Below are 12,491 nucleotides of genomic sequence, written 5' to 3'. Positions count from 1 at the left end.
GACCGCGCATGCGTGCCATCATCCTCGCAGCGGGCCTCGGCCTGCGTCTCCAGCAACCGCCGCAAGCGCAGTTCCCGAAGTGTCTGTTGCAGTTCGACGGCATGAGCCTGCTCGAACGGCATTTGCAAATGCTTGAAAACGCCGGCGTGACCGACGTCGTGCTGGCGCTCGGCTTTCAGCCGGAATCGGTGCAGGCGGAACTGGAGCGCATCAACTGGCCGCATAAGGTGGAAACGGTGCTGAACACGCGTTACGACCTGGGCAGCGTGCTGACGGTGCACACGGTGGCCGAGGCGCTCACGCGCGGCGGCGACGTGCTGTTGATGGACGCCGACGTGCTCTACGACGAGCGCATTCTGAACGCGCTGGTGGCGGGCGAGACCGTCAACCGCCTGCTGATCGACCGTGATTTCGAAGCCGGCGACGAGCCGGTCAAGCTGTGTCTGAAAGATGATGTGCCGGTCGAACTGCGCAAGCAGCTTGCCGTCAATCTCGAGTACGACACCATTGGCGAATCGGTCGGGTTCTTCCGCTTCCGTCAGGAAACCGCGCAACGCTTCGCGGAGATCGTGGCCGGCTACGTGGATAGCGGCCGGGCCAACATGCCGCACGAAGAAGCGGTGCGCGACCTGCTGCTGGAGCGCAGCCAGGTGTTTCATACCGCCGACGTGACCGGCGCGCCCTGGATCGAAATCGACTTCCCGAACGACGTGGCTCGCGCGAGCACCGAGATCCTGCCGCAGTTGCAGCCGCTGGTCAGCGCATCGCGCTAAGTCTTGCCGCAGCATCTTCGCTGACGTATCAGAGCCTGGGCCGGCTGAATGCCGGCCCAGGCTTTTTCCGCCTCTCCCCCGCAGCTTCGCGTGCCCTGCTGCTTCGTTGCACGTGCTCAATCAGCACGTACGCACACGTCTGAAATGACCTCGCGCCACAACATCCGTTGCCGATGCGATGCCATAATCGACGCTTTACGCCGACGGCCTTGCAGCCCGTCGTCCTGCCAATGCCTCTTGCTTTAGGCACTTTCATTGTTCCGCTGATCGTCGCGTGCGCCATGTTCATGGAAAACGTGGACGGCACGGTCATCGTGACGTCGCTGCCGGTTCTGGCGCGCGATCTCGGCCAGGATCCCATCACACTCAAGCTCGCTGTGACGGCCTATGTCATCGGCCTCGGCGTCTTCATTCCTATCTGCGGCTGGGTGGCTGACCGCTTCGGTTCGCGCACGGTGTTTCGCACGGCTATCGGCGTTTTCATGGCCGGCTCGCTGATGTGCGCGGCCTCCACGTCGCTCGGCACCTTCGTGGTTGCGCGCTTCGTGCAAGGCATTGGCGGCGCGATGATGGTGCCGGTGGGCCGCATCATCATTTTCCGTTCGGTGCCGAAATCCGACTTCATCCGCGCGGTCAACTATCTGACCGTGCCGGCCTTGCTCGGGCCCGTGGTCGGGCCGCCGCTGGGCGGTTTCATCACCACGTATCTGCATTGGCGTCTGATCTTCTTCGTCAACATTCCGATCGGCCTGCTGGGAATCTGGTTGGCGAACAAGCATATTGCCAATGTGCGCGAGGCGCATCCGGGCCGGCTCGACTGGACCGGCTTCGCGTTGTCTGCGAGTGGGGCGTCGCTATTCATGCTCGGGCTTTCGCTGGTGGGCGGCGAGTTGGTATCGAACACGGTGTCGGTCGGCATGTGCGTGGCCGGCGTGGTGTTACTGACGCTATACGTGCTGTACGCGAATCGTGTCGAATTGCCTGTGCTCGATCTGCGCTTGCTGCGCATTCCGAGTTTTCACGCGAGCGTGGTGGGCGGCTCGCTATTTCGTATCGGTCTCGGAGCCGTGCCGTTTCTGTTGCCGCTCGCGTTGCAGGAAGGCCTCGGCATGACGGCGTTCAAGTCGGGAGCGATCACCTGCGCGTCCGCGTTCGGCTCGATCTTCATGAAGGCGGCGGCGTCGCGTATTCTCGAGCGCTTCGGTTTCCGTACCGTGCTGATGTTCAACGCGGGTTGCGCGGGCCTCGCCATTGCCGTGTACGGTCTGTTCTTTCCCGGCACGCCGCACTGGCTGATCTGGTGTGTCGTGCTGTTCGGCGGCGTCTTTCCGTCGCTTCAGTTCACGTCGTTGAATACGCTCGCGTACGCGGACATTCCGAGTCGCGACGTCGGCCGTGCGACGAGCGTGGCGAGTGTGATCCAGCAGATTTCGCTGGGCCTCGGTGTGACGATCGCGGGCATCGTGCTGCAAATTTCGCATAACGTGCAGGGTCATTCCGCTATCGTGTTCTCGGACTTCTGGCCGGCTTTTCTCGTGGTCGGCCTGTTCTCGTTCATGTCGATTCCCGTCACCGCGCGGCTGCCGCACGGCGCCGGCGACGAGATTGCGCGCGGCAGCCGCGGCCGCGCGTGAAGCGCGCATGCTGCACTTCGCAGCGCGGCATGCGTCTTGCTGAACACGCCTGTCTCGGGTGTTTCGAGCGCGATTTCCGTGCCGCCGAACCGGCGTTTTTTGTGTGCCGCAACATGGACCCTACGACAAGTAGCGGCTTCGCAAGCGAGCGGTTCACGTGCTATAAGCCCATGACAGAGCCTGTAATTATCAGATGAAAGTCGTCCTGGGGGATTGGCAATGAAGTTGTTTCGCAACGCTAAATCGTCGGTCAGCGGATTCGCGCTGGTCGCACTCGTCTCTGTTTCAAGCGCTTTTCTCGAGGCCACGCCCGCACTCGCGAAGCCGCCCGCGAAAGCGCAGCCCGCGGTACTCACCGCTTCCGCGATCGCGGTGGCCGACAAATACAGCGCCGATGCCGCCGAGCAGATTTTCAAGGAAGGCGGCAACGCCGTCGACGCAGCCGTAGCCATTGCCTTCACGCTTGCCGTGACCTATCCGGAAGCGGGCAACATCGGCGGCGGCGGGTTCATGACGCTCTACGTGGACGGCAAACCGTATTTTCTCGACTACCGCGAGCGCGCGCCGCTGGCCGCAACCAGAAACATGTATCTCGACGACAAGGGCGAAGTCATTAAAGGCATGAGCCTGTTCGGCTACCGCGCGGTGGGCGTGCCGGGCACGGTCGACGGCATGTGGCAGGCGCAGCGCCGCTTCGGCAAGCTCAAGTGGAAGCAGGTGCTCGCACCGGCCATCCACTACGCACGCGACGGTTTCGAGGTCAGCCAGCAACTGCAGGAACGCCGCGACGATGCCGCGAAAGACTTCGCCGGCAAGACCAACTTCGATGCCTACTTCGGCAATCTGAAGCAGGGCGTCAATTTCAGGCAACCGGATCTTGCGGTTGTGCTGCAGCGCATTTCCGATCAAGGCGCCAAAGACTTCTATCAGGGCAAGACGGCCGATCTGATCGCCGCGTCCATGCGCGGTCACGGCCTCATCACCAAGGCCGATCTGCAGCAGTACAAAGCAGTCTGGCGTGAGCCGGTCGAGGCGGACTGGAACGGCTATCGCGTCTACACGGCGCCGCCGCCGAGCTCGGGTGGTATCGGTCTCGTGCAACTGCTGAAAATGAAGGCCGACCTTGCGCCCGACTTCAAGGACGTCACGCCGAATTCCGCGCAATACGTGCATTTGATCGCGGAGATAGAAAAGCGCGTGTTCGCCGATCGCGCGCAGTACCTCGGCGACCCCGACTTCTACAAGGTGCCGGTCGCCCAGTTGACCGACGACGCCTATATTGCCAGGCGCGCCGCCGAAGTGAATCCGAATGCGCCTTCGGACACGAAGAGCGTTCAGGCCGGCCTTGGCACGTCGATGCCGGAGAAAGCGGAAACCACGCATTTTTCGGTGATCGACAAGTGGGGCAACGCCGTGTCGAATACGTACACCATCAACGGCTATTTCGGTTCGGGCGTGGTGGCCGACCGTACGGGCATCGTGCTGAATGACGAGATGGACGACTTCTCCGCGAAGCCGGGCGTCGCGAATATGTTCGGCGTGGTGGGCAGCGATGCGAACTCGATCGAACCGAAGAAGCGACCGCTCTCCTCGATGAGCCCGACCATTCTGACGAAGGACGGCAAGGTATCGCTCGTGATCGGCACGCCGGGCGGCTCGCGCATCTTCACGTCGATCTTTCAGGTGATCAACAACGTCTACGACTACAACATGCCGCTGCCGCAGGCTGTCGCCGCGATGCGCTTCCATCATCAACTGTTGCCGCCGAACACGATTTTCTGGGAACCGTACAAGCCGATCGACGGCGAACTCGCCAGGCAGATCGAAGCCAAGGGCTACACGCTGAAGGGGCAGGATTTCAGCGGCGATATTCAGGCGATCAAGGTCAACGGCGACACGCCGGAGGCCGCAGCCGATCCGCGTGGCCGTGGTGTGACACGTGTGATCCAGTAAGCGTGTTTGTCGGGAGTCGGGCGGTGTTTCTCGTGTCGTCCCGGACCGCTGTCAACAGAAAACAGAAAGCCTCGCGTTCAACCGAACGCGAGGCTTTTTTCTGCTCCCGAAGCACGCCCATTGCCGTTACATCAGCTTGCCTGTTCGACCGGCGTCAGCGTCAATTCGAGCCGCTGCGCGCCGCGCAGTACCGTCACGTCGACGGGCTTGTCGATACGCGACGCGTCCAGCGTGCGTTGCAGACCGTCCACGTCCTGCACGGCCTGCGTATCGATCGCGATGATCGTATCGTCGGTACGCAAGCCGCCGAGCGCGGCCGGGCTGCCTTTGACGATCTCCATGACGCGCACGCCGCTTTGCGAGCTCAAGCCGAAATAGCGCTGCACGCGGCGCGACAGCGGCGTAGTGGTCCCCGCCACGCCGATATAGGCCCGCCGCACGCGGCCATGCGCGAAGAGCTGCATGATGACCCACTTGGCCGTGTCGATGGCCGTGGCAAAGCAGATGGCCTGCGCGCCCGGAATGATCGCGGTGTTCACGCCGATCACCTGGCCCGCCGAATTGATCAGCGGACCACCCGAATTGCCGGGATTGAGCGCGGCGTCGGTCTGGATCACGTCGTAGATCATGCGGCCCGAATTCGAACGCAGCGAGCGGCCGAGCGCCGAGACCACGCCTGTCGTCACGGTTTGCGCGAGGCCGAGCGGATTGCCGACCGCAATCGCGATCTGCCCGACGCGCAGCTTCGAGGACTCGCCGAGTTCGACGTGCGGCAACGGCTCGGGAGAGCCGATCCGCAAGACGGCCAGATCGCTGCCGGGATCGTCACCAACCAGATCGGCGTCGAATTTCGCGCCGTCGGCGAGCGTCACTTCGATATGGGTGGCGCCGTGCACGACGTGGCTATTGGTCAGCAGGTAGCCGTCGGGCGTGAACAGAAAGCCCGAGCCGGTGCCGCTGCGCGTGCCGCGTGCGTGGCCGGACGGGGCGCCGGGCAGTCGGCGTTCGACGGAAATGAAGGCGACGGCCTGCTGAACCCGTTCCAGCGCGCCGATCACGGTGCGGGAATAGGCGTCGAGCAAGGCGTCGTCGGCTAAAGGGTTGAGTATTTCGGGCCCGGGGGCGTCGGATGCGGCGCGCGACAGGTCATCGATGAAGCGTGGGCGGCTTCCCATGGCGATGCTCCGGATAAACGGAATCGCAGATGCGGGGCGTCGCTAAAGTTTTCAAGGGCCGTGGGCGGCGCGAGTTGCGGCGGCGCGGCCCGTGAGACACTTTCTGAAGCCCGTGCCCGCCCGGCCCGGCTCGAAGCGCCGCGTTCGACCGCGCGGCCTATACCCTGCTGGACAAGATGCCCGTCATGCCAAGGAGACAGCCGCCATGAACTCACCCGCCACGCCAGCCTCTGCGAACGGGCCCACCGAACCGCGCATCGAATCGATCAGCGCCATCACGCTTGCCACCCATGATATGCCGCGCGCCGTGCTGTTTTATGAAGCGCTCGGCTTCCCGATAAAGTTCGGCGGCCCGCAGGAGGCATTTACATCGTTTGCCTTCGGCGATTCGTATCTGAACCTGATCGTGGACGCGCGAGCGCCGGTCGCCTGGTGGGGCCGCGTGATCCTCTATGTATCCGACGTCGACGCGCTTTACCGCAAGGCGCTGGCGGCGGGGCTGAAGCCGTCGTTCGAGCCGTCCGACGCGCCGTGGGGCGAGCGCTATTTCCACATCACGGATCCGGACGGCCACGAAATCAGTTTCGCGAAACCGTTGCGGTAGTGCCGGGTGGCCGCATAAACTCGCTATCATGAATGTCTAAAGGCGCAGACCGTGCCGGTAACACGGCTGACACCTGCCGCTTCGATAATCGAGCGCGTCCGCGTCGCGCTTCACGCCGTGCGCCTAACCATTTCCGTTGCCAGGAGAGTCCCAATGAAAGAGCAGGATCCGAGACCTGAAGCCGAATTGATGGCAGAGCGGCAGCGCCGTTTCGAAGAGGATCTGATCGACGCCTATGACGAAGAGCTCGAGATGGAGGTCGACGACCGCATCATCGACGGCGCGGAGGGTTTCACGCCTGAGCATCGCGAGGCTCGCAAGATGTACTTCCGCGAGCTGTTCCGGCTCCAGGGCGAACTCGTCAAGCTGCAGGACTGGATCGTGCAGACCGGCCACCGCCTCGTGGTCATTTTCGAGGGGCGCGATGCGGCCGGCAAGGGCGGCGCGATCAAACGCATCACGCAACGGCTCAATCCGCGGGTATGCCGCGTGGCGGCGCTGCCCGCGCCGAACAATCGCGAACGCACGCAATGGTATTTCCAGCGTTATGTGTCGCATTTGCCGGCTGGCGGCGAAATGGTGCTGTTCGATCGCAGCTGGTACAACCGCGCGGGCGTGGAGCGCGTGATGAATTTTTGCAGCGACGAAGAGTACGAAGAGTTCTTCCGCTCGGTGCCGGAATTCGAAAAAATGCTGGCGCGAAGCGGCGTGCAGATTCTCAAGTACTGGTTTTCGATTACCGACGAAGAACAGGAAATCCGCTTTCAGAACCGTATTCACGACCCGCTCAAGCAGTGGAAGCTGAGCCCGATGGATCTCGAAAGCCGGCGCCGCTGGGAGGCCTATACGCAGGCCAAGGAAGTGATGTTGCAGCGCTCGCATATTCCGGAAGCGCCGTGGTGGGTCGTGCAGGCGGTCGACAAGAAACGCGCGCGCCTGAACTGCATTCATCACATGCTGAGCCAGGTGCCGTATCACGAGATCGAGCACTCGCAGATCGAACTGCCCGCGCGCGTTTACCACGACGAATACAGCCGCCAGCCGGTGCCATCGTCGATGATCGTGCCAGAGGTGTATTGACTGGCTTGCGTGCGAGTCAGTGAAAAAAAGCGCGGTCGCAAACGAGCCGCGCTTTTTTTACGCCACGGCCGGTTCCGGAACCGGCCGTGGCGCGGATTCAGAACACTGCCCGGAATACCCAGTACAAACCGGCCGCCAGTGCGATGGACGCCGGCAACGTCAGCACCCACGCGAGAATCAGGCTGCGCACGGTGCCCCATTGCAGGCCGGAGCCGTTGGCCGCCATCGCGCCCGCCACGCCCGACGAAAGCACGTGCGTCGTGGAGACCGGCAGGCCGTACATGTCGGCGGCGCCGATCGTCAGCATCGCCACCACTTCAGCCGATGCGCCCTGTCCGTATGTCAGATGCTGCTTGCCGATCTTTTCGCCGACCGTCACGACAATGCGCTTCCATCCCACCATCGTGCCGAGACCGAGCGCAATGGCCACCGCGACCTTGACCCACGTGGGAATGAACTTGGTGGCGTGATCCGTTTGCGCCTTGAAGTTGGCGATCGCCTTGCCGTCATCCTCCGAGAAAGCCGGTTGTTTGGCTTTCTCCATCAGGCGGATCGCTTCGGAGGCCACGTACATGTTGTTGCGCACGTTGTCGACGAGACCCTGCGGCACGGCAGCCATCGATCCCGACGTGCTCACCTGGCCGGCAATGATCTCGGTCAGTTGCTGCAAGGCCGGCAACGTGGCGGGCGTTAGCTGGTGAGTGCGGACATAGGCCTCGACGTCGGCGCGCGGATTGGCGGACGGTGCGGCGCCCTGGGTGTACTTGGCGAGCGTCGCCGAGGTTTGATGCGCGACCGCGAGGAAGGTCTGCGTTTCCGCTGGCGTCACCGCCTTGTTCAGCGCGTAAGCCGTGGGCACCGTGCCGATCAGGATCAGCATGATGAGGCCCATGCCTTTCTGGCCGTCGTTCGAGCCGTGCGCGAACGAGACGCCCGTGCAGGTCAGAATCAGCAGGCTGCGAATCCAGAAGGGCGGCGGCTCCTTGCCCTTCGGTTCGGCATACAGCGCGGGAATGCGCACCACGGCTTTCAGGATCAACAGCAGCAAGCCTGCCGCGAGAAAGCCCACCAGCGGCGAAAACAGCAACGACTTGCCGACGCCGAGCGCCTGATTCCAGTCCACGCCGCTCGTGCCATTGGCGCCGTGCAGCAGCTGATTCATCAAGCCGACGCCGATAATCGAGCCGATCAGCGTGTGCGAGCTCGACGACGGCAGTCCGAAATACCAGGTGCCGAGGTTCCAGATGATCGCGGCGATCAGCAACGCGAAGACCATCGCGAAACCGGCGCTGCTGCCTACCTGCAAGATCAGTTCGACGGGCAGCAACTGCAGGATGCCGAAGGCGACGGCGCCGCTCGACGTGAGCACGCCGAGAAAATTCCATCCGCCTGACCACACCACGGCCAGGTTCGGCGCAAGCGAATGCGTGTAGATGACGGTCGCGACCGCGTTCGCCGTATCGTGAAAGCCATTGACGAATTCGAAACCCAGCGCGATCAGCAGCGCAACACCGAGCAGCAGATAAGGCAGAGCCGAGCTTTCGCGGACCGGCTGTAAATCATCCAGTAAGTGCACGGCGCAATAAACGGCGCCGACCAGAATCACCGCGAGAAAGATGATGAGGCCGATATTGCGCCCCTTTCCGCTAGCAGTGCCTGATTGTGGATACGAAAGTTCCGGCATGGCGTGAGCCCCAAAGTTTGTCGCGGAGCTTCCGATCCTGCGGGGACTGTGTGTCGTAATGATGACAGGGGCGTGGCGCCGAGGTGCACGGCCATTGGCCGTGCACCGCTTCGGAACACGGTTTGCAAAATTGTCCGATCCGGATGCTCAGATGTCCGAAAAGAACGCCGAAAAGAACGCTGAAAAGAACGCCGAAGCGCCGACGGTTACGTGGCCGAGATCACTTCGCCGCTCTCGCTGCCGCCCAGGCTGCGCTTGTAGGCTTGTGCGACCAGGGCTGCCGGCACCCCTTGCGCCGGATCGCGGCCCATCGACTCGAGCGTCTCTGCGACCCAGCCCGGGCTGACCACGTTCACGCGGGCTTTGCCGCGCAATTCGAGTGCCGCCGAGCGCGCGAACGCTTCGACGCCCGCGTTCACGATGCTGACGGCCGCGCTGCCTTCCATTGGTTGTTGCGCGAGCACGCCGCTCGTCAGCGTGAAGCATGCGCCTTGCGACGCATGGGCCGCGCCGCACCGCACCAGATTGACCTGGCCCATCAACTTGTTGGCGAGACTGAACGAGAAATCTTCGTCGGAGAGCGAAGCGAGTGGGGCGAACTTGGCCGCGCCGGCGGCGCAGATCACCGCGTCGAACGTGCCGGCTTGCTGGTACATCGATTCGATGCTGGGCTTGTTCGACAGATCCACGTGCAGATCGGAACCTTTGCGGCTTGCGGTGACGATATCGTGTTCCGGCGCAAGCAGCTTCACGATTTCGCCGCCGAGCAAGCCCGTTGCGCCGACAATGAGTATTCGCATACAACCTCCTGACAGTAGTTTCGTTTGCTGACGGCGCCGACGTGGATCGCGATGCCGGTTCGCCGCAGGTCATCGTCGCATGTGTCAAAGATAGTCGCTGCACGGCGTGCTGGCCATGAATTGCGGAGCGCATACCCGTTAGGTCCTTTTTTTGCTAGGCTGTCAGGACGGTGTATCCAGGGATCTTCAATGAAACGTGAGAGCCGCAAAGCCGATAAATTGCCCGTCAACAGCGATCCATCCGCTGCTGCGCCTTCTGCGCAAACGGCTTTCGCATCCTATGCGGCGCCTCTCGTCGACGACGCGATCGAATACGCGAATGCGGTACGCGAAGATGCGTCGCCGGAAGCGCTGCACAAACTGCGCGTCTCGCTGCGGCGTTTGCGTTCCCTGTGGTGGGCGTTCGAGCCGTTGCTGGATAAAGGCGAGAATACGCGTCAACGTGACCTTTATAAGTATCTGGCCACAGCTGCCGGCAAAACGCGCGACTGGGACATCCTGATCGAATTGCTGACGAAAGAAGGCAACGGCGCGCGCGACATGGTGCCGAAACTGCAGGATGCTCGCGTCGGCGCGCTGGCAACGAGCCGCGAAACGCTCTCGAACGCGGACGTCAAACACTTGCTACGCGAAGCCTTGACCAGTGCGTCCAAAGAGCTGAATACCGCCCATGAGCGCATGCCGCTGCGCAAGTTCGCCACTCGGCGTGTGGCGGCTTCGGAGCGTTCATTGAAGAAGCGGATGAAACGCGCGCGTCGTGCGAAGCGATCCAACTACGCGGCCTTTCACAATGTCAGGAAGGCGGGAAAGAAGCTGCGCTATCTGCTCGAGTTTTTCGAACCCGTCCTGAGCGGCGGGCGCAAACGTACCCTCAAACGTTTGAAACAGATCCAGAAACGATTCGGTACGCTGAACGACGTGGTCGCGAGCGAGATGTTGCTGCGGGACAATATTGCCCTGCTCGCTGGCGCTGGCGTCGGCGATACCGACGCGGCGCTCCAGGGGCTCAGGAAAGAGCGCAAACGGCGGATGCGCGCGGCGGCGGGACTGCTGCGCAAACTGTGATGCAGCGCGCGTCTCGTACGCATGCGCGAACCAAACGGCACAACTGGCATCCGAATAACAACATTGGCTGCGCATCCGCATAAGCGGGAGGCATGCGGATCAACTGCGAAGGAGGCGAAGCGCACGTGGTACATCAAACGCTTTCGCTGCGCCGGCGCTTGCACAAGAAATTACGCGGCTATGGCGCCGGCGTGTCGCGATACGTGGGCAACCAGCCGTTTTTTGTCGGCGTGGCCGGCACGCTGGTCGCGGTGTCGATGGCAGGCTTGACGCTGCTCACGCTCAGCAGCGGCCGGGCCGATGCGCTCGATCACGCGCGTGAGACGTCGGGAAACCTCGTCGCGATCATTTCCACGGAGCTCGAACGCAACGTGGAAATCTACGACCTGTCCTTGCAGGCAATGGCCGACGGGGCGAGCAACCCGGCCTCGTGGAAGTTGCCCGCCGACGTGCAGCGCGCGGTGCTGTTCGACCGCGCGACAACCGCGGCGTACCTGGGCGGTGCCTATGTGATCGACCGCGAGGGTCGGGTCGTCGCCTCGCAGAACAGCGACGTCAATACCGCGGTCAGCCTCGCGGACCGCGACTATTTCCTGGTCCATCAACGCAGCCCGGCCGTGGGCCTGTATTTCTCTCACCCGTTCCATTCGCGGCTGCGCGACGGCAAACTCTCCATCGGTCTCACGCGGCGCATCGACGAAATCGACGGTAGCTTCGACGGCGTTGCGCTGCTGGCTATTCGCATCGAATATTTTCAGCACCTGCTGGATCGGATCGATACGGGCCGGCTAGGATCGGTGTTCATCGTGATGGACGACGGCACCCTGCTGGCGCGTAAGCCGTTTTCCCCGCGCGATATCGGCTCGAGCATCGCGAAGTCGCCCACCTTCCAGATCATGGCCGCGCATAACGCGGGCACGTATGTGGCGAATTCGGCCGTGGACGGCGTGCGGCGCATGTACACCTACGCGCGCGTGCCGCGCACGCCGCTGATCGCCGTGGTCGCGCCTTCCGTGGACGAAGTACTGGCGCCGTGGCGGCACCGCAGCCGGATTACCGCCGCGCTGACGCTCACGTTCGGCGCGGTATTCGTGGTGATTTCGTGGCTGTTGTCGCTGGCGTTGCGCGACAAGCTGCGCGCGCAGGCGGCGCTGGTGCGTCTTGCCGCGACCGACCCGCTCACCGGACTCGGCAACCGCCGCGTGCTCGATACCCGGCTCGACGAAGAGTGGCGGCGCGCGCGGCGCAGTGGGCAACCGCTGTCGGCGTTGTTCATTGACATCGATCACTTCAAGCAATTCAACGACGCCCACGGCCATGCGAGCGGCGACGAGGCCCTGGTCGCGGTGGCCGAATGCATTTCGGCGGCGGTGCGCCGTTGGGTCGACGTGGTGGCGCGGTACGGCGGCGAGGAGTTCGCCGTGATCTTGCCGGACACCTCGGCCGAGGGCGCGCTCAAGGTGGCGGAGAAGATTCGCCGCAAGGTGCAAGGGCAGGACGTCATCCACAGTGGCGGCGAGTCGGCTACGGTCACGGTGAGCGTGGGTTGCGCGACCTGTGTACCGGCCGGGGGCGCCAATGCGCTCGATTTGCTGGCCGCGGCAGATCGGCAGCTTTACGTCGCGAAGGCGGCCGGACGCAATCGCGTCAGTTCGGACACGTTGGCGGAGCGTCCCATGCCGCAGGACTCGCCGTCGTAGGTGGCGGCTCCGGCTGGAACGCG

Annotated in this window: 10 protein-coding genes; 7 read left to right on the top strand and 3 right to left on the bottom strand. The window is 63.1% G+C overall.

Translation table 11 applies throughout. The features are described 5' to 3' along the window. The first annotated feature begins 8 nt into the window (after positions 1-8). The 3 genes from PDMSB3_RS32900 to ggt all read left to right on the top strand — a co-directional run bounded on the left by PDMSB3_RS32900 (position 9) and on the right by ggt (position 4,360). Positions 9-773, top strand: coding sequence for a phosphocholine cytidylyltransferase family protein (locus PDMSB3_RS32900; RefSeq protein ID WP_165189123.1), 765 nt, complete (start codon positions 9-11; stop codon positions 771-773). Positions 774-1,003: 230 nt separating this feature from the next. Further along, entirely contained in the window at positions 1,004-2,407 is a 1,404-nt protein-coding gene (locus PDMSB3_RS32895; RefSeq protein WP_165189121.1) for an MFS transporter, read from the top strand. 219 nt (positions 2,408-2,626) lie between these two features. Beyond that, positions 2,627-4,360, top strand: coding sequence for a gamma-glutamyltransferase (gene ggt, locus PDMSB3_RS32890; protein ID WP_007178079.1), 1,734 nt, complete (start codon positions 2,627-2,629; stop codon positions 4,358-4,360). A 131-nt stretch (positions 4,361-4,491) separates the two neighbouring features. Here ggt and PDMSB3_RS32885 read toward each other — a convergent pair whose 3' ends face one another. After that, entirely contained in the window at positions 4,492-5,535 is a 1,044-nt protein-coding gene (locus tag PDMSB3_RS32885) for a S1C family serine protease (RefSeq protein ID WP_165189119.1), read from the bottom strand. A 205-nt stretch (positions 5,536-5,740) separates the two neighbouring features. On the opposite strand from PDMSB3_RS32885, the gene PDMSB3_RS32880 reads away from it, so the two are divergent. Both PDMSB3_RS32880 and ppk2 read left to right on the top strand, forming a co-directional pair. Further along, complete coding sequence (locus tag PDMSB3_RS32880; RefSeq protein ID WP_007178077.1) at positions 5,741-6,139, top strand: VOC family protein; 399 nt, start codon at positions 5,741-5,743, stop codon at positions 6,137-6,139. 153 nt (positions 6,140-6,292) lie between these two features. Beyond that, positions 6,293-7,219, top strand: a complete 927-nt coding sequence (gene ppk2, locus PDMSB3_RS32875; RefSeq protein WP_007178076.1) for a polyphosphate kinase 2 — start codon at positions 6,293-6,295, stop codon at positions 7,217-7,219. 97 nt (positions 7,220-7,316) lie between these two features. Here the strand turns inward: ppk2 and PDMSB3_RS32870 are convergent, their stop codons facing one another. Both PDMSB3_RS32870 and PDMSB3_RS32865 read right to left on the bottom strand, forming a co-directional pair. Then, positions 7,317-8,903, bottom strand: coding sequence for an inorganic phosphate transporter (locus PDMSB3_RS32870; protein ID WP_007178075.1), 1,587 nt, complete (start codon positions 8,901-8,903; stop codon positions 7,317-7,319). A gap of 206 nt (positions 8,904-9,109) precedes the next feature. After that, positions 9,110-9,703 (bottom strand): short chain dehydrogenase, encoded by a 594-nt coding sequence (locus tag PDMSB3_RS32865; protein WP_007178074.1) that lies wholly within the window; start codon positions 9,701-9,703, stop codon positions 9,110-9,112. Positions 9,704-9,892: 189 nt separating this feature from the next. Here PDMSB3_RS32865 and PDMSB3_RS32860 point away from each other — a divergent pair, with 189 nt between their 5' ends. Together PDMSB3_RS32860 and PDMSB3_RS32855 are read left to right on the top strand one after the other, a co-directional pair. Then, entirely contained in the window at positions 9,893-10,768 is an 876-nt protein-coding gene (locus PDMSB3_RS32860; protein ID WP_165189117.1) for a CHAD domain-containing protein, read from the top strand. Positions 10,769-10,893: 125 nt separating this feature from the next. Then, positions 10,894-12,468 carry a sensor domain-containing diguanylate cyclase gene (locus PDMSB3_RS32855; protein ID WP_007178072.1) on the top strand — a complete coding sequence of 525 codons (1,575 nt, stop codon included), beginning with the start codon at positions 10,894-10,896 and terminating at the stop codon, positions 12,466-12,468. Positions 12,469-12,491: the final 23 nt, after the last annotated feature.

This window comes from Paraburkholderia dioscoreae (genome assembly GCF_902459535.1).
In the GTDB taxonomy this organism is placed as follows: domain Bacteria; phylum Pseudomonadota; class Gammaproteobacteria; order Burkholderiales; family Burkholderiaceae; genus Paraburkholderia; species Paraburkholderia dioscoreae.
Note: the sequence above shows the minus strand (reverse complement) of the source record. Positions and strands in the feature narration are given on the sequence as shown.